Source organism: Mesorhizobium sp. M0983 (genome assembly GCF_040318975.1).
In the GTDB taxonomy this organism is placed as follows: Bacteria; Pseudomonadota; Alphaproteobacteria; order Rhizobiales; family Rhizobiaceae; genus Mesorhizobium.
Window position 1 is genome coordinate 147,602 of the sequence record NZ_JAMYNH010000013.1, and the last position, 17,937, is coordinate 165,538.

Consider the following 17,937-nt stretch of genomic DNA (forward strand, 5'->3'; position numbering starts at 1 on the left):
TAGCGTCAGGCCGAGGCCTTGTCGATGTATTTCACCGCATCGCCAACAGTCAGGATGGTCTCGGCCGCATCGTCGGGGATTTCGACGCCGAACTCTTCTTCGAACGCCATGACAAGTTCGACCGTGTCGAGGCTGTCCGCGCCCAGATCATCGATGAAGCTCGCCTGCTCCGTCACCTTGTCGGCATCGACGCCAAGGTGCTCGATGACAATCTTCTTGACGCGCTCTGCGGTGTCACTCATTTGGGCATCCTCGTCTTTTGGTTGTCTGTCTTCGTTAGCGGGCAGAATGCCGCTAATCAAGCTGAAAGATGGTCCTGCCGGAAACGCAGCGGAACAGGACCGGTTTTTGCCCGAACCGCCGGGTTGCGGGCGGCATTACACGAAAAATCCCGTGCATCCAAGACGGAATGAAGCGTTTTCCCAAGTGTTAGATCATTGCCATGCCGCCATTGACATGAACGGTCTGGCCGGTGACGTAGGCCGCCTCATTGGAAGCGAGGTAGGCGACGGCAGAGGCGACTTCGGCGCCCGTGCCCATGCGCCGCGTCGGGATCGCCGCCATGATCGCCTCTTTCTGCTTGTCGTTGAGCTTGTCGGTCATCGCCGATTCGATGAAGCCCGGGGCGACGCAGTTGACGGTTATATTGCGGGTGGCGATCTCCTGCGCCAGCGATTTGGAAAAGCCGATCATTCCGGCTTTGGAGGCGCAATAATTGGCCTGGCCGGGATTGCCGGTGACGCCGACCACTGAAGTGATGTTGATGATGCGGCCATGGCGGCGCCGCATCATCGGATGGGTAAGCTCGCGGGTCAGCCGGAACACGGCGGTCAAGTTGACCTCGATCACGCTATCCCAGTCGGCATCAGCCATGCGTACGAACAACCCGTCCTTCGTGATGCCGGCATTGTTGACGAGGATGTCGACGCCTTCGAGATCGGCCTCCGCCTTCTGGCCAAGCGCCTTGACCTCGTCGCGATTGGAAAGATTGGCCGGAAACAGCTTGACCCGGTCGCCCAGTTCGGCGGCCAGCGCCTCCAGTTTCTCGATACGCGTGCCGTGCAGGCCGACGATGGCGCCCTGGCCATGCAGCACGCGGGCGATCGCCTCGCCGATGCCCCCCGATGCGCCGGTGACGAGCGCCTTGCGGCCGGTCAATTCGAACATTTTTGTCTCCTGATCTGAGCGAACACCCTTCGCACGGAGCGGGGTCAAATCGCCAGTTGATTATGCAAGCGCCGCCAGCGCCGCCTCGACATCCGCCGCGGATCCGATTGCACTGGTGGCAATATCGCGGTTAATGCGCCGCGCCAGCCCCGACAGAACCTTGCCGGCGCCTACTTCATATAGCGTCGCAACGCCATTCGCGCCGAACCACTCCACCGTTTCGCGCCAGCGCACGCGCCCGATCACCTGTTCGACGAGGCGGCGGGCGATCTCGTCGGGATCGCTCGTCGGGGTCACCGTAACATTGGAGACCAGCGGCACGGCCGGTGCACTCTTCGTCACGGCGGCCAGTGCCTCCCGCATGATCTCGGCCGCCGGCTTCATCAATGCCGAATGGAAGGGCGCGGAAACCTGCAGCATGAGCGCCCGCTTGGCGCCCTTCTCCGTGCATAGCTTCGCCGCCAGTTCGACCGCCGACCTGGCGCCGGAGATTACCAGCTGGCCGCCGCCATTATCATTGGCGATCTGGCAAACCAAGGCTTGCGCGGGATCTTTGGCCGCGCCTTGGGCAGCCTCTGCGCAGGCGGCTTCGACGTCGGCTTGTTCCAGCCCGATGATCGCCGCCATGGCGCCCTCGCCGGCCGGTACCGCCGCCTGCATGGCGTTACCCCGGATGCGCAACAGCCGGGCGGCGTCGGCGACCGAAACGAAACCGGCGGCCGCAAGTGCCGAATATTCGCCGAGCGAGTGGCCGGCCACATAGGTGACCTTGCCTTTCAGGGAGAAGCCGCGCGCCTCCAGCGCCCGGATTGCGGCAAGCGACACCGCCATCAGCGCCGGCTGGGCATTGGCGGTCAGCGTCAGCGTCTCTTCCGGGCCTTCCCAGATAAGCTTCGATAGATTTTCGCCGAGCGCTTCATCGACTTCCTCGAAGATCCGCCGCGATTCAACAAAGGTATCGGCGAGGTCCTTGCCCATGCCGACAGCCTGGCTGCCCTGCCCCGGAAAGGTGAATGCGATGGCCATCGGCGGCTCCCAGCTGCTGGTTCTCGTTGCCTGTGACGCAAGGCGTGCGGCCGAGTCAAGTCCAACCTTGACCGCGCAACGTCGGCCGAGTGCCTGTTTCGGCAGGCTTTTTGGCGATCACTCATGATGAAAACCGCTCACGATTTGTTTGCTGGCTCTTCTTATTTCCGCCACAGGCGCTAGCTTTGCGTGACAGTTCGATGACAGTCGAGTGACGCTTTTGTTGCGGGCCGGGGAACTATTGCAGTGGCAAAGACCAAGAAGAGCGCAGCCGAGGCCGCGCCACAGTTTCTCGAAGGCGATCCGGCCACCGGCTATCTGCCGGGGCGCAAATGGCCTGTCATCCGCTATGGCTTCATCAGCCTGTTGGCCGCGGCCATCCTGGTGTTCTCTATCGAATTGATCGTGCGCGGCAACTTTGCCGGCACCGTCGACTTCTTTCTGCAGCCCTTCAAACCCGGCTGGACCACAATCATCATTTTTGCGCTGATCCTCATAGGGCTCGACGCCGTGCTCGGCCGCAGCCATCAGAGCCTGATGATCCTCGCGCCGCTGACGTTGTCGCTGGCGTTCGTCGGCCACCAGAAGTCGCTCTATCTCGGCGATCCGCTCTATCCGACTGATTTCCTCTATTCTCGGCAGATCGTGGCGCTGATGCCGCTCCTGGTACGCGATCGCCCGGGAACCGCCATTGCCCTGGCGATCGGCGTCGTCGGCGGGCTGTCGCTTCTCGTCTATGGCTGGCGGCTATGGCGCCGCCGCGTTCCGGCGCTCAGCCACAAGGGCCGCCTTGCCCGACTGACGCTGACAGTGCCGCTGATCGCCTTCTTCGTCTCCATCATGGACTATGCCACTTTCTCATGGACGCGCGACCGGCTGCAGATCATCCCGATCATGTGGGACCAGAAGGAAAACTATGCCTCGAACGGTTTTGCGCTCGCATTCGCGCTGAACGTCCCGATGGCCCATGTCTCGGCGCCGCCCGGCTATTCCGGCAAGGCGATCGAAGCGATCGGCAAACCGCAGGTGACGGCCTCGGTACCCGCCGAGAAGCCCGACATCATCGTCGTCATGAGCGAATCCTTCTGGGATCCGACCAAGCTGCCCGGCGTCACCATCACGCCCGACCCGATCCCCAATGTGCGGGCACTGCGCACGGGCTACATGTTCTCGCCCGAATTCGGCGGCATGACGGCCAACATCGAGTTCGAGGCCCTGACCGGCTTTTCCAACGCCTTCCTGCCGGCGGGCAGTATTCCCTACCAGCAATATGTGCGGACACCGACCCCGTCGCTGGCGACCTTCCTGAAAAGTCAGGGCTACCGGGCGCGCGCCATCCATCCCGGCACCAACTGGTTCTGGAACCGGGGAGCCGTCTATGCCGATTTCGGCTTCAACGACTTCAAATCCGAGGAGACGTTGCCGCCCATGCAAAAACGCGGACCGCTCGCGTCGGACGCAGCGATGACCGACGAGATCATCCACGAGGCCGATACCAGCGCCGAGCCGGTCTTCTTTTTCGCCGTCAGCCTGCAGAACCACGGGCCGTATGAGCCCTATCGCTATAACAATCCGACCCATAAGGTGCAGGCGCCGATCAGCCAATGGGCACGTGAATCGCTGTTGAGCTACGCCGAAGGCTCTTCCGACGCGGACCGTGGCCTCGAGCGGCTGATCGAATGGGCGAAGAAACGCCAGCGGCCGACGGTCATCGCCTTCTTCGGCGACCATCTGCCGCCGCTTGGGCCGGTCTACGTCGAGACCGGTTTCCTGAAGGACAATGTCGCGCCGCGCAAGGAGGCGGCCGACCAGATGCTGCTGCACCACCAGACGCCGCTGATCGTCTGGTCAAACCGCAGCGGCCCGGCCGAGGATCTCGGCGCCGTCAGCCCAGCCTTCCTGCCCTATCATATCCTGAAGACTGCCGGCATCAGTCATCCCTATTACACCGGCTTCCTCGGCCAGTTGCGGGAGCACTACCGCGTCATCGACCGCAATTTGCTGTTGGCACCGGCGGGCGACGCCACCCCCGATTGGTCGCGTCAGAAAGAGATCGACCCGGCAATCCGCGACTTCCGTCTGCTGCAGTACGACATGATGTTCGGCAAGCGCCATGCGGCGCCCGATTTCTTCCCCGAAACCACACGCAAAGTGGCTGCGCACACGAGTTGAGCAGCGGCGGCGGAACGGCCGTTGGGCGACTGACGTCGTTCAGTTCGTCAAGTGCAGGTGCGAAATCGAGCTTCCGATTTTCAGGAACACGCTTTCGAGCTGGGTGACGTCGTTGGTCGGGTAATAATCCGACGGCGACGACGCGCAGGCCTCGTAGAGCTTGCGGTTGGCTGCGGTGTCGGCCTGCAGCAGTACTGTGAAGATCTGCACGTCCTGTTTCTTCAACGTGTTGCAGACATTGGTTGTCCAGTCGTCGACATTGCGCGCGGCCGCGGTCTGGTCGCTGGATCCGAACCGACCCGAAGCCAGGAACCCGTAAGAACCATAGTCCGACTTCTGTGGCGTATCCTTCGCGCCATAGACAACATTTTCGCCGTCGGTGAGCAGCAGCACCGTTTTGGTCGTGCCTGACGCCCTGAACGGCGCGCCGTCACTGTAGGGCGGTTCCGGCGAGAGTACCCGCATCCCCCATGACAACCCTTCCGAAACATTGGTCCCCGAGCCGTTCCATTCGATCATCTCACTGACGGCCTTACGCAATTTGTCGAAATCGTCGGTCAGCGGCACTATCGGCGTCGGACAGGCCCGGTTTGGGCCGATGGTCAGGGGGCCTTTCTTGTCGTTGATCAGCTTCATCGTCGAAACACTGTACTTCGCGATGTCGCCGGTGAGGCCGGGAAGCAGGGTGATAACCGTATCGTCGAGATAGGAATTGTTGTAGCCGGCCGCCGAATTGCCATAGGAGCTGTTCGGATTTTTGGCGTTACCTGGATCGTCCGGCGCGAAATAGGGTACGAACAGGGTGTCCGGTTTGTTTTGGTCGGGCGAAATGTCGGAAACATTGTTGATTCCGGGCCGCGCCTCGACGCAGCCTCTCCATTCGACGCCCAATTGCTTGAACAGGTCCATATGGTTGACGCGCTTGCCGCCGACCAAGGGGAAATTGGCGCCATTGTTCGGCGATTTGCCGGCCATGTCGATCCAGGCCGGATCGTAGTCCTCGCCCTTGACATTGACCGCGGTGACGAATGGCACCACTGCGACACGTACGCTGCGCGTCGGCGACTTCGCGGCTTGGAGCATATCGATCAAGCCCGTCGCCGCCGTCCGCAATGCGCCGATGCGGTCGTTGCTGGCCATCGACCCGGTATTGTCGAGCACCAGCACGACTTCGAGCTGATTGGTCGATTCGACGGCGCCGGCATCGACGGTGATGCGCTTGTCGTTGCCGAACAGGAAGGCGAAGTTCAAGTTGACATCGGCCGCGGCGACAGCCTTTGTCTGGATGTAATTGAGGCCCCTTTCGACGGTAAGCGTCGCTTCGGCGTTCCTCAACTCGCTGTGGCCGGCGACATTGGCCTGGAAGTAGCGGTCGAAGACGTCCTTGCGCGAAGCCTCGATGTCGCCGAGATGCGAAGATGCAAGGTTCGCGGCATCGAGCGCGTTCTGCAAGCTGACCTTGGCCCTCATCAAGGTGGACACGTCCACGGCAAAGGCGACGGCCGTCAGAACCGCAGGCAGCCCGAACGCCAGCATCAGGGCAAAGTTGCCGCTCTTCGAACGGCAGAATTTGTCGAACAGCATTTTATCCCCAAAACCGCCTTGCTGGCGGCCGCGCGCGAACTGTTCGTTTTGCATTCGCATGATGAACGGCGGGTTGCCGCCACGCCCGCCGGCACGGGGAACTTCGCATGATGGTTAAGGTCAGGTTTCAGGAAATCCGTAAAACCTTGCCATCGAGGTCCGTTGTGCTCTGGAAGATAGGACGCTAGTCGAGCCGTTTGGCCTGTCGTTTGGCCTTGCTTTGCGGTCAAATTCCTGTATAGACGCCCGCAATCTGCCGGTCCTTGCTGGGGGCTGAACGGAGGGCCGGAGGTTTTCGAACCTTCGCGTGGAGCCAGAAGCGCTTCCGCCTCCCGTGTCTCCGCTCTCGACCGTCTCGTCATGCTCCTTTCTTCCCCGTCTTCGCAAGGATTGCGGGTCAGAGAAGTTGCAGAGGCTTTTGCCGCCGGGAACCGGGAGAGAAACGAAGAAAGGCACGAACACTATGGCTCTATACGAACATGTGTTTCTTGCCCGGCAGGACCTCTCGCAGCAGCAGGTCGATGCGCTTGTCGAACAGTACAAGGGCGTCCTCACCGCGAATGGCGGGTCCGTCGGCCGGGTCGAGAACTGGGGACTGAAGTCCCTCACCTACCGGGTCAACAAGAACCGGAAGGCATATTATACACTCATGGACATCACCTGCCCGCCGGCCGCGCTCAATGAGATGGAGCGCCAGATGGGCCTGTCCGAGGACGTGCTGCGTTTCCTGACCATCAAGGTCGATGCGCATGAGGAAGGCCCGTCGGCAATGATGCAGAAGCGCGAAGAGCGCTCGGAACGCGGCGGCTTCGGCGACCGCGACCGTGGCGATCGTGGCCCGCGCTCATTCGGCGACCGCGATCGCGGTGACCGTGCTGATCGTCCGCCGCGCAGCTTCGGCGATGGCGGTGCCGATCGTGGCCCGCGCCGTCCGCGCGAAGGCTTTGAAGGAGCCGCAGAATAATGGTCGACATCAACCAGATCCCAACCCGGCGCCCCTTCCACCGTCGCCGCAAGACTTGCCCGTTCTCCGGCGCCAACGCGCCGAAGATCGACTACAAGGACGTGCGGCTTCTGCAGCGCTACATTTCCGAGCGCGGCAAGATCGTGCCGTCGCGCATCACCGCCGTCAGCCAGAAGAAGCAGCGCGAACTCGCCAAGGCGATCAAGCGCGCCCGCTTCCTCGGCCTGCTGCCCTACGTGGTCCGCTAAGACTGATTAGTTGACCATGATCTTATCCGAAAACCGGTTTCCAGTTTTCGGGATCATGGTCTAGCCAGCGGGCGGTTCGCCGCCCGCTTTTTTCACCGGCCACGACGGGCGTAGCTGGATCGAACACCAAATCCCGGGTTGGATTTCGACAAGAGATCCTAACTGCCGCGACAGGCAGGACAGCGACACAGGCGGCGACGCCCCAGCTTCCTGACCTGTTCCAGACAATTCGGCGCCGATCCTGAGGATAGGTGCCCAAGCGAAGGAACAAAACCATGGAAGTCATTCTTCTCGAACGCGTTTCCCGGCTCGGCCAGATGGGCGACACCGTCAAGGTCAAGGACGGGTTCGCCCGCAATTTCCTGCTGCCGCAGGGCAAGGCGCTGCGCGCCAACGAAGGTAACAAGAAGAAGTTCGAGGGACAGCGCGCCCAACTCGAGGCCCGCAACCTGGAGCGCAAGTCCGAGGCCGCGCAGATTGCTGAAAAGCTCGACGGCAAGAGCTTCATCGCCGTGCGCTCGGCCGGCGAGACCGGCCAGCTCTATGGTTCGGTCTCGACGCGCGACATCGCCGAGCTGTTGACGGCGGAAGGTTTTTCGGTGAACCGCAACCAGATCCTTCTCAATCAGCCGATCAAGACCATCGGGGTCACCAACGTGGCGATCGCGCTGCACCCGGAAGTCGAGGTCACCATCACGCTCAACATTGCCCGCACGGCCGACGAAGCCGAACGCCAGGCCAAGGGCGAAACGCTGACCACCGCCGAAGCCATCTACGGCGAAGACATCAACGACAATGCGCGGCCGGAAAATTTCTTCGATCCGAACGCGGAGTTCGAGGGCGGCGAAGACAACGGCTGATCGTTGTTCGCCGGCATTCGTCGGCTAATACCTATCTGGACCAATGCCCGGGCCTCGCACCCGGGCATTTTTATGCCAAATGGAACTTTTCGAACCCCTATATCTTGATGCAGAATAGGACAGCATGTCTGGCCGAGAGGGGACAATTGGTCATGAATATTCTGCTTAAGCGCGTTCTCGACCGCCTGGTCCGCACAGGCAATCTCAAGGTGACAGGGCCGCAAGGCTCGATGGTGACTTTCGGTGACGGCAGCGGCGAGCCGGTGCACATGCACATCAAGACAAGGCATGCCGAGCGCGCCATCACTTTTGATCCGATGCTGGCGGTGCCGGAAGCCTACATGGACGGTGAACTCGACATTATCGAGGGCGGCGTGCTGGGGGTGATGCGCATTGCGTTCCAGAACATGGGCAGCGGCGGCATCGATGCCACCTGGTCGAAGGCGATCGAGGGTCTGCGCCACGCCTTCCGGCGCCTGCAGCAGATCAACACGGCGTCGCGGGCGCGCCGCAACGTGCAGCGCCACTACGATCTGTCGGGCGACCTCTATCGCCTCTTCCTCGATGAGGACATGCAGTATTCCTGCGCCTATTTCGAGCAGCCGGACATGACGCTCGATGAGGCCCAGGCAGCCAAGAAGCGCCACATCGCCGCCAAGCTCAGGTTGAAAGCGGGCCAGACGGTACTCGACATCGGCTCCGGCTGGGGCGGGCTTGGCCTCTATCTCGCCAAGGCGTTCGACGTCGACGTGCAAGGCGTGACGCTGTCGACCGAGCAGCACGGCGTCGCCACCGACCGCGCGCACGCGCAAGGCCTGCAAAACCGGGTGCATTTCGACCTCAAGGACTATCGCGAGCTCAATGAGCGTTTCGACCGCATCGTCTCGGTCGGCATGTTCGAGCATGTCGGCGTCAATCATTTCCGTACCTTCTTCGACAAGTCGGCGACGCTGCTGAAGCCGGACGGTGTCATGCTGCTGCACACGATCGGCCGTTCCGGTGTGCCGTGGGCGACCAGCGCCTTCATTCGCAAATACATCTTCCCGGGCGGCTATATCCCGTCGCTCTCCGAAGTGATGCCGGCTATCGAAAAGTCGGGGCTCGTCGTCACCGACATCGAGGTTCTGCGGCTGCATTATGCCGAGACGCTGAAGCATTGGGGCGAGCGCTTTGCCGCCAACCGCGACAAGGCCAAGGCGATCTATGACGAGCGCTTCTGCCGCATGTGGGAGTTCTATCTTGCCGCCTCGGAAGCTGCCTTCCGATGGCAGGATCTGGTGATCTTCCAGATCCAGATCGCCAAGAAGAACGACACGCTGCCGGTGACGCGCGACTACATGGCCAGTTGCGAGAAGGCGCTGGAGATGCGCGATCTTGGACGTCGTGAAAAGGCTCCTGCCGCCAAGCCCACTCGCCGCCGCAAGGTGGCAGATCCGGAGTAGACTGCCGGCGATCGCGCCATTGCCGCTTGCCATTGCCGGCTGGCACGCTGAAAAAGGTCTCGTCAACGCGGGACCTTTTTTCATGACCTACCTCCTCTACGTCGCCGCCGCACTTGCCGAGATCGCCGGCTGCTTCTCGTTCTGGGCGTGGTGGCGGCTGGATAAGTCGCCGCTGTGGTTGGCGCCCGGTCTCGTCTCACTGGTGCTATTCGCGTGGCTGCTGGCGCTTGTCGACACCAGTGCGGCGGGCCGGGCCTATGCCGCCTATGGCGGCATCTACATTGCCGCCTCGCTGGTCTGGCTATGGTTGGCGGAAGGCGTGCACCCCGACAGTTGGGATCTTGCCGGTGCCACGATGTGCATCATTGGCGCCTCGGTCATCGTGCTCGCACCTCGGGCTGCGTAGACCATGGAACTGCCCGCCCCGCTTAGACAAGGCGTCGACCGCCTTCTCGAACAGGTGCCGTTGCCGATGATCAAGCAAGCGGCCAAGACGCTGTCGGACCGCTACCGCGCCGAGTTGCGCGATGGCCGCCTGCACATGGCCGAAGAAATGGCGGTTAAGGCCTATCTGGCAACGCGGCTTCCGGCGACCTATGCGGCCGTCCGTGCCAGCCTCGATGCGGTGGGCGAGTCTCGGCCCGACTATGCTCCGAAGACCTTGCTCGATGTCGGCGCCGGCCCTGGCACGGTGCTTTGGGCCACAATCGATCTCTGGCCCGATCTCGAACAGGCAGTGCTGCTCGAGGCCGGTGCCGCGGTGCGGCGGGTCGGCGAGGCGCTTGCCGCCGAGACAATCCATGCCAAGACCGCCTGGCTGACCGGCGACGTCACCATCGACCTGGTCGATCTGGAGCCGGCCGAGCTGGTGACTTCGGCCTATGTGCTGGATGAGATCGCGCCGGCATCGCTGGCAAAACTAATCGACCGGCTCTGGCAGCTGACCGCCGACACGCTGCTGGTCGTCGAGCCAGGCACGCCGGCCGGCTGGCAGCGCATCCTTGCCGTGCGGCGGCAGCTGATCGAGGCGGGGGCGCACGTGCTCGCGCCCTGCCCGCATGAGGCGCCCTGCCCACTTGTCGCTCCCGACTGGTGCCATTTCGCCCGCCGCGTCGCCCGCTCGCGCCTGCACCGTCTGGCCAAGGATGCCGAGGTGCCGTGGGAGGACGAAAAGTTCATCTTTGTCGCCGCTTCCCGTCATCCGGCCGCTCCGCCCCGCGCGCGGGTGATCGCACCGCCGAAATCGGGCTCCGGCAAGGTCTTGCTGAAGCTTTGCCAACAGGATGGTCATGCCGCCGAGCGACTGTTCACGAAGCGCGACGGCGAGACGTTCAAGGCCGCGCGGCGACTGGACTGGGGTGACGCCTTGCCGGAATGATCGGCAGCTATTTTCCTGTTTTGTTCTCGCCCAAGAACGGTTAGGCTCGCCATCTTGATTCGAGTCAATCGAGATTCTTTCCACCGAAGTATCTTGGCTGTGAATCGCGGGCATCAAAGTTGGTTGGTTGGGGACTGATGCAGATAAGTCATCACCGACTTGTCTCGTTCTGATATCGAGAGACCGGGATCAGGACCGGGGACATCATGGCAGAGGCAGCACGAAAATTCGGCGTGGCGGAAACACCGCTCTATCGCGAGGCGCCGAACAACATCGAGGCCGAGCAGGCGCTGCTCGGTGCCATCCTGGTCAACAACGATGCCTTCTATCGCGTCTCCGACTTTCTGAAGCCTGGCCATTTCTACGAGCCGTTGCACAGGAAGATCTTCGAGGTCGCGGCCGAGCTCATCCGCATGGGCAAGATCGCGACGCCGATCACGCTGAAGACCTTCCTGCCGGCCGACGAGAAGGTCGGCGACATGACGGTGGCGCAATATGTCGTGCGGCTGGCGATCGAGGCCGTCACCGTCGTCAACGCCACCGACTATGGCCGCGCCATCTACGATCTGGCCACGCGCCGCGCGCTGATCACCGTCGGCGAGGACATGGTCAACATCGCCTATGACGCGCCGGTCGACATGTCGCCCTCCGACCAGATCGAGGACGCCGAGCGGCGGCTGTTCGAGCTGGCCGAGACCGGCCGCTACGACGGCGGCTTCGAGAGCTTCACCGACGCCGTCAAGACGGCGGTCGACATGGCCAATGCCGCCTATATGCGCGACGGGCATTTGTCGGGCGTCGCCACCGGCTTGCGCGACCTCGACCGTCGCATGGGCGGCCTGCAGTCGTCCGACTTGATCATCATTGCCGGCCGCCCCGGCATGGGTAAAACCTCGCTCGCCACCAACATCGCCTTCAATATCGCGGAGGCGTATGTCCCGGCGCAGCAGGCCGACGGCTCGTTCAAGGCGGCCAATGGCGGCGTCGTCGGCTTCTTTTCGCTCGAAATGTCATCCGAACAGCTCGCCACCCGCATTATTTCCGAACAGACCGAAATCCCGTCGTCGAAAATCCGCCGCGGCGAGATCAGCGAGATGGATTTCGAAAAGCTCGTCGCCTGTTCGCAGACCATGCAGAAAATCCCGCTGTTCATCGACCAGACCGGCGGTATTTCCATCGCTCAGCTGTCCGCCCGCGCGCGTCGCTTGAAGCGCCAGCGCGGCCTCGACGTCATCGTCATCGACTATATCCAGCTGATGCAGGGATCGAGCGCGAAATCATCGCAAAACCGCGTCCAGGAAATCACCGAGATCACCACCGGGCTCAAGGCACTGGCCAAGGAGCTGGCGGTGCCGATCATCGCGCTGTCGCAGCTGTCGCGCCAGGTCGAGAGCCGCGACGACAAGCGCCCGCAGCTTTCGGATCTGCGCGAATCGGGCTCCATCGAGCAGGACGCCGACGTGGTGCTGTTCGTCTACCGCGAGGAATATTATCTGAAGAACCGCGAGCCGAAGCCAGGTACCGACGAATACATCAAGTGGGAACACGAGATGAACGAGATGCGCGGCAAGGCCGAGGTAATCGTCGCCAAGCAGCGCCACGGCCCAACGGGATCGGTCAGCCTCGCCTTCCAGGGCGAGTTCACCCGCTTCTCGGACCTCGCGGAAGAGCATCATTTGCCGGATCGGTTCGAGTAGCTTGTTGGCCAACCGTCGCGTTCCGTCACACCCCCCTCTGGCCTGCCGGCCATCTCCCCCGCAAGGGGGGAGATCGGCAGTTTTGTCGCCGGCTCTCTTCTTGCGGCATCGGCGATTGGCGAAAGCATCAATGACAGCCAATCTCCCCCCTTGCGGGGGAGATGTCCGGCAGGACAGAGGGGGGTGGGCAGGATCGACGAGCCTCGGCAATTGGCAAGCGACGCGACGCTGATGGCCAAATCCCGTATCCAGTTCATCTGTCAGAATTGCGGTTCGGTGCATCAGCGTTGGGCCGGCAAATGTGATGCCTGCGGCGAGTGGAACACGCTGGTCGAGGAAGGCACGTCGGGCGGCATCGGCTCCGGTCCGGCCAACACCCGCAACGCCCGCAAGGGCCGCGCGGTGGTGCTGACCAGCCTCTCCGGCGACATCGAGGACGCCCCGCGCATCGTCTCCGGCATCGGCGAACTCGACCGCGCCACCGGCGGCGGCTTCGTGCGCGGATCGGCGCTTTTGGTCGGCGGCGATCCCGGCATCGGCAAGTCGACGCTGCTCACCCAGGCTGCAGCCGCACTGGCGGCAAAGGGCCACCGCATCGTCTACGTCTCCGGTGAAGAAGCGGTCGCCCAGATCAGGCTGCGCGCCCAGCGGCTCGGCGTCGCCGACACCCCGGTCGAACTCGCCGCCGAGACCAACGTCGAGGACATCCTCGCCACCATTGCCGATGGCAAGCGGCCGGACCTGGTCATTCTCGATTCGATCCAGACGCTATGGACCGACATGGCCGATTCAGCGCCCGGCACGGTGACCCAGGTGCGTGCCGCCGCCCAAGCGATGATCCGCTATGCAAAATCCACAGGGGCGGCGATCGTTCTGGTCGGCCATGTCACCAAGGAGGGCCAGATCGCCGGCCCACGCGTCGTCGAGCACATGGTCGACGCGGTGCTCTATTTCGAGGGCGAAGGCGGCCACCACTACCGCATCCTTCGAACGGTCAAGAACCGCTTCGGGCCAACCGACGAGATCGGCGTCTTCGAAATGTCGGACAAGGGCTTGCGGGAAGTCGCCAACCCGTCCGAGCTTTTCCTCGGTGAACGTCACGCGAAGTCGCCGGGTGCCGCGGTTTTCGCCGGCATGGAAGGCACACGGCCGGTGCTGGTCGAGATCCAGGCGCTGGTAGCACCTTCGACGCTCGGCACGCCACGCCGCGCCGTCGTCGGCTGGGACGGCGCCCGGCTGTCGATGATCCTGGCGGTTCTGGAAGCCCATTGCGGCGTTCGCTTCGGCACGCACGACGTCTATCTCAACGTTGCCGGCGGCTACCGCATTTCGGAGCCGGCGGCCGACCTGGCGGTGGCGGCGGCACTGGTTTCCTCGCTCACCGGTCTTGCCCTTCCCGCCGATTGCGTCTATTTCGGCGAAATCAGCCTTTCGGGGGCGGTGAGGCCGGTTGCGCATGCGCAGCAGCGCCTCAAGGAAGCCGAAAAGCTGGGTTTCGGAAGCGCGGTTCTGCCCTTGGGCAGCGAGGAACTTGTTGGTGGTAATGGGGCCGGGGGGATCGGAGCCGGCGCTTTCCAGCCCACCGAGCTTGCCGATCTCGTGGCGCGCATAGCCGGCACTCGGCGCAGCCGCGCCGATGAGCAAGATTGATGCGGCTCGTCGAGTCGTGAAAAAGAGATCGGAGCGGGGCGAAAAACATGCCGATTACGCTGCTTGACGGAATTCTCGTCGGCTTCACCCTGGTCTCGGCGATGCTCGCCATGGTTCGCGGCTTTTCGCGCGAGATCCTGTCGATCATCTCCTGGGCAGCTGCCGCTGCGGCGGCCTTCTTCTTCTACAAGCCGGTGCTGCCTTACATTCAGCCCTATATCGACAACGAAAAGGCAGCCATGGCGGCGGCGGCCGGTATCGTCTTCATTGTCGCGCTGATCGTCGTTTCCGTCATCACCATGAAGCTCGCCGACTGGATCATCGATTCCAGGATCGGCGCGCTCGATCGCACACTTGGCTTCCTCTATGGCGCGGCGCGCGGCATCCTGGTGGTCGCGGTCGCACTGCTGTTTTTCAATTGGCTGGCCGGCGCCAAAGCTCCAGGCTGGATTGCCAACGCCAAGTCAAAGCCGCTGCTCGAATCGATCGGTGCCAAGCTGGAAAGCCTGCTGCCCGAGGATCCGGAAAACGCCATCCTCAACAAGCTCAATCCGAATCGGCCGGCCACCGAGACGCCTCTGGCCCCCGACGCGCCTGCAGCGGAAGCACCTGCCGCCGGCGACGACGCCACTGCTCCGGCACCCGATGACAGCGACGCTCCGCCGGCCGACAATGCGCCCGCGACGCCGGCACCTGCAAACCCGGCGCCGGCAAACTGATTTCGGCAGACTTGCTCGCCTCGAGACTGTCGATCATGTGAACGTCGCACGACGTGCGTTGCTTTCGATGCGCTATGACCTTATATGGCGACTTTAGCGGAGCTTGAGCCCCCAATGGCAGCCTCAGTGGCAGACGCAGACGACGTGCTTTCCGCCGAAGCCGACGACCATTTCCACGACGAATGCGGCGTGTTCGGCATTTTCGGCCGGCAGGACGCCGCAGCCATCGTAACACTCGGCCTGCATGCGTTGCAGCATCGCGGCCAGGAAGCGGCCGGCATCGTTTCCTATGACGGCACCCAATTCCATGTCGAACGCCATGTCGGCCTGATCGGCGACACCTTCACCAAGCAGCGTGTCATCGACAGCCTGCAAGGCAACCGTGCCGTCGGCCACACACGCTATGCCACCACCGGTGGCGCTGGCTTGCGCAACATCCAGCCTTTCTTCGCCGAACTTGCCGATGGCGGCTTTGCCGTCGCCCATAACGGCAATCTCACCAACGCCATGACCGTTCAGCGCGCCCTGCAGAAGCAGGGCGCCATCTTCTCTTCCACCTCCGACACCGAGACGCTCTTGCATCTGGTCGCCACCAGCAAGGAGCGCGACCTGAATTCGCGTTTCATCGATGCGGTGCGCCAGGTCGAAGGTGCCTTCTCGCTGGTGGCAATGACGTCCAAGAAGATGATCGGCTGCCGCGACCCGCTCGGTATCCGGCCGCTGGTGCTTGGCGATCTCGACGGCGCCTGGATTCTCGCCTCCGAAACCTGTGCGCTCGACATTATCGGGGCGCGTTTCGTGCGCGACCTGAAGCCCGGCGAAATGGTCGTCGTCACCAGCAAGGGAATCGAGAGCCTGTTCCCGTTCGAGCCGCAGAAGACCCGCTTCTGCATTTTCGAATATGTCTACTTCGCCCGGCCGGATTCTTCGGTCGAAGGCCGCAATGTCTACGAGGTACGCAAGCGCATCGGCGCCGAGCTGGCACTGGAGAGCCCGGTCGAGGCCGACATCGTCGTGCCGGTGCCGGATTCGGGCACACCGGCGGCGATCGGCTTTTCGCAGGCCGCGGGCATCCCGTTCGAGCTCGGCATCATCCGCAATCACTATGTCGGCCGCACCTTCATCCAGCCCGGCGATTCGATCCGCCACATGGGCGTCAAGCTTAAGCACAACGCCAATCGCCGCATGATCGAAGGCAAGCGTGTGGTGCTGGTCGACGATTCGATCGTACGCGGCACCACCAGCCAGAAGATCGTGCAGATGGTGCGCGATGCCGGCGCCAAGGAAGTGCATATGCGCATCGCCTCGCCGCCGACGCGCGCCTCCTGCTTCTACGGCGTCGACACACCGGAAAAGTCGAAGTTGCTGGCCTCGCGCATGTCGGTGGAGGAGATGGCCGAGTTCATCCGCGTCGATTCGCTCGGCTTCCTCTCGATCGACGGGCTCTACCGGGCCGTCGGCGAAGCCGGCCGCGACAACGAACAGCCGCAATTCTGCGACGCGTGTTTCACCGGCCAGTATCCGACCCGGCTTGCCGATTTCGAAGGCTCCGACAATGTCCGCACGCTGTCGCTATTGGCGGCAGGCGGGTCGTAAGGTTGCCGGATCGCCATTTGTCTTCGCCAGGTTACCCCCCTCTGCCCTGCCGGGCATCTCCCCCTCAAGGGGGGAGATCGGCTGAATTGTCGACTTTCGCCAATCGCGACGGTCGCAGAACAGGCGCTGAGCCTGATGAGGGCCAATCTCCCCCCTTGAGGGGGAGATGCCCGGCAGGGCAGAGGGGGGTGCCTCACGCCGACCTCATGGAAGTTCAAGCATGACCCTCGATCTCTCCGGCCGCGTTGCGGTCGTCACCGGCGCCTCGCGCGGTATCGGCTATTTCATCGCCACGGAGCTTGCCGCCGCCGGCGCACATGTGATTGCGGTTGCCCGCACCGTCGGAGGGCTGGAAGAACTCGACGACCAGATCAAAGCAGGCGGCGGACAGGCGACGCTGGTACCGCTCGATCTTGCCGACATGGCGGGGATCGACCGGCTGGGCGGCGCCATCCACGAGCGCTGGGGCAAGCTCGACATACTGGTCGCCAACGCCGCCGTGCTCGGCGTCATCGCTCCGATCGGCCATGTCGAGGCAAAGACCTTCGAGAAGGTGATGACCATCAACGTCACCGCAACATGGCGGCTGATCCGCTCGGTCGACCCGCTGCTGAGACTCTCCGATGCCGGCCGCGCTATCGTACTGAGTTCCAGCCTGGCCCACTCCGCACGCGCCTTCTGGGCGCCTTATGCGGCGTCGAAGGCGGCGGTCGAGGCCATGACGCGTTCGTGGGCGCATGAGACCGAAAACCTGCCGCTCAGGGTCAACGCCGCCGATCCCGGGGCAACGCGCACCGCCATGCGGGCGCAGGCGGTACCCGGCGAGGATCCGGAGGCTCTGCCGCACCCTTCGGAGATCGCCAAGCGTATCGTGCCGTTGGCCAGCCCTGCGCTCAAGGAGACGGGGCTGATCTTCCAGGCCAAGCACAACCGCTTTGTCGCCTACCGGCAGCCGGAGTAAGCGGCCTGACATCACGCGGCTGTGATGCCGTGGCGTAACGCCGCGCTTCGGCCCAACTTTCGCCGCTTGGCCGGAGTTGCTAGGATCGCACCGACTCCCAAAACAAGCAGAGCGAGGAAATACTCATGGCGGCACCGAGCGTAGCGTTGGTCTGGTATCTGGTGATCGCCGGCCCGCAAGGCGGCATGGTCGTGCTGCCCAGCACCTTCGACACCCGCGAACAGTGCACCTCCGCCGTCACCGAATACCAGAAGCAGCCGACGCCGGCCGGCTGGTCGGTGCAGTGCGTACCGAGCGCCTCGCCGTTCGCGGACGAGGGCGACGCCGAGGAGCCGTCGGCGCAGTAGGACAGCGTGATCTCCCCCCTTGAGGCAGGGGAATCGCATATGGCGATTTTGGGGTTGAGTTTAGGCTGAGAAAGGATTCTTTGGAGAGGCAGGTGAGCGAAGGAGCGACTGCCATTTCCTGCCTTG

The 17,937-nt window shown here is 63.0% G+C and carries 17 protein-coding genes; 13 read left to right on the forward strand and 4 right to left on the reverse strand.

Annotated features, from left to right (window positions below; genetic code table 11):
* Positions 1-5: 5 nt before the first annotated feature.
* The 3 genes from NKH71_RS22710 to fabD all read right to left on the reverse strand — a co-directional run bounded on the left by NKH71_RS22710 (position 6) and on the right by fabD (position 2,193).
* Positions 6-242, reverse strand: coding sequence for an acyl carrier protein (locus NKH71_RS22710; protein ID WP_006203723.1), 237 nt, complete (start codon positions 240-242; stop codon positions 6-8).
* Positions 243-429: 187 nt separating this feature from the next.
* The gene (fabG, locus tag NKH71_RS22715) at positions 430-1,167 is read right to left on the reverse strand and encodes a 3-oxoacyl-[acyl-carrier-protein] reductase (RefSeq protein ID WP_023719826.1); all 738 of its coding nucleotides are present in this window, start codon (positions 1,165-1,167) and stop codon (positions 430-432) included.
* A gap of 60 nt (positions 1,168-1,227) precedes the next feature.
* Positions 1,228-2,193, reverse strand: coding sequence for an ACP S-malonyltransferase (gene fabD / locus NKH71_RS22720; protein ID WP_023719827.1), 966 nt, complete (start codon positions 2,191-2,193; stop codon positions 1,228-1,230).
* A gap of 246 nt (positions 2,194-2,439) precedes the next feature.
* On the opposite strand from fabD, the gene NKH71_RS22725 reads away from it, so the two are divergent.
* Positions 2,440-4,365, forward strand: a complete 1,926-nt coding sequence (locus NKH71_RS22725) for an LTA synthase family protein (protein ID WP_023719828.1) — start codon at positions 2,440-2,442, stop codon at positions 4,363-4,365.
* 39 nt (positions 4,366-4,404) lie between these two features.
* Here the strand turns inward: NKH71_RS22725 and NKH71_RS22730 are convergent, their stop codons facing one another.
* Complete coding sequence (locus NKH71_RS22730) at positions 4,405-5,949, reverse strand: pilus assembly protein (RefSeq protein ID WP_023719829.1); 1,545 nt, start codon at positions 5,947-5,949, stop codon at positions 4,405-4,407.
* 463 nt (positions 5,950-6,412) lie between these two features.
* Between NKH71_RS22730 and rpsF the strand changes: the two genes are divergently transcribed.
* The 12 genes from rpsF to NKH71_RS22790 all read left to right on the forward strand — a co-directional run bounded on the left by rpsF (position 6,413) and on the right by NKH71_RS22790 (position 17,811).
* Positions 6,413-6,913, forward strand: a complete 501-nt coding sequence (gene rpsF, locus NKH71_RS22735; protein ID WP_023719830.1) for a 30S ribosomal protein S6 — start codon at positions 6,413-6,415, stop codon at positions 6,911-6,913.
* Positions 6,913-7,161, forward strand: a complete 249-nt coding sequence (gene rpsR, locus NKH71_RS22740) for a 30S ribosomal protein S18 (protein ID WP_006203718.1) — start codon at positions 6,913-6,915, stop codon at positions 7,159-7,161. Before rpsF ends, rpsR begins: the two co-directional genes overlap by 1 nt.
* Positions 7,162-7,436: 275 nt before the next feature.
* Positions 7,437-8,021: a 50S ribosomal protein L9 gene (gene rplI / locus NKH71_RS22745; RefSeq protein ID WP_023719831.1), complete on the forward strand. Its 585-nt coding sequence runs from the start codon at positions 7,437-7,439 to the stop codon at positions 8,019-8,021.
* Between the two features lie 152 nt (positions 8,022-8,173).
* Positions 8,174-9,463 carry a cyclopropane fatty acid synthase gene (locus NKH71_RS22750; RefSeq protein ID WP_023719832.1) on the forward strand — a complete coding sequence of 430 codons (1,290 nt, stop codon included), beginning with the start codon at positions 8,174-8,176 and terminating at the stop codon, positions 9,461-9,463.
* Positions 9,464-9,545: 82 nt separating this feature from the next.
* On the forward strand, positions 9,546-9,869 hold the full coding sequence (locus NKH71_RS22755; RefSeq protein WP_023719833.1) for a YnfA family protein: 324 nt from the start codon (positions 9,546-9,548) through the stop codon (positions 9,867-9,869).
* A 3-nt stretch (positions 9,870-9,872) separates the two neighbouring features.
* Complete coding sequence (locus NKH71_RS22760; RefSeq protein WP_023719834.1) at positions 9,873-10,841, forward strand: small ribosomal subunit Rsm22 family protein; 969 nt, start codon at positions 9,873-9,875, stop codon at positions 10,839-10,841.
* 206 nt (positions 10,842-11,047) lie between these two features.
* Positions 11,048-12,538, forward strand: a complete 1,491-nt coding sequence (locus NKH71_RS22765) for a replicative DNA helicase (protein WP_352791500.1) — start codon at positions 11,048-11,050, stop codon at positions 12,536-12,538.
* 231 nt (positions 12,539-12,769) lie between these two features.
* Complete coding sequence (gene radA / locus NKH71_RS22770) at positions 12,770-14,188, forward strand: DNA repair protein RadA (RefSeq protein ID WP_352895346.1); 1,419 nt, start codon at positions 12,770-12,772, stop codon at positions 14,186-14,188.
* Between the two features lie 47 nt (positions 14,189-14,235).
* A complete protein-coding gene (locus NKH71_RS22775) occupies positions 14,236-14,907 on the forward strand; it encodes a CvpA family protein (protein WP_352895343.1) in 672 nt (223 codons plus the stop codon).
* A gap of 114 nt (positions 14,908-15,021) precedes the next feature.
* The gene (gene purF, locus NKH71_RS22780; RefSeq protein ID WP_502900411.1) at positions 15,022-16,503 is read left to right on the forward strand and encodes an amidophosphoribosyltransferase; all 1,482 of its coding nucleotides are present in this window, start codon (positions 15,022-15,024) and stop codon (positions 16,501-16,503) included.
* 220 nt (positions 16,504-16,723) lie between these two features.
* Positions 16,724-17,464, forward strand: coding sequence for an SDR family NAD(P)-dependent oxidoreductase (locus NKH71_RS22785; protein ID WP_352895345.1), 741 nt, complete (start codon positions 16,724-16,726; stop codon positions 17,462-17,464).
* A 125-nt stretch (positions 17,465-17,589) separates the two neighbouring features.
* Positions 17,590-17,811 carry a hypothetical protein gene (locus NKH71_RS22790; protein ID WP_023719840.1) on the forward strand — a complete coding sequence of 74 codons (222 nt, stop codon included), beginning with the start codon at positions 17,590-17,592 and terminating at the stop codon, positions 17,809-17,811.
* Positions 17,812-17,937 lie beyond the last annotated feature (126 nt).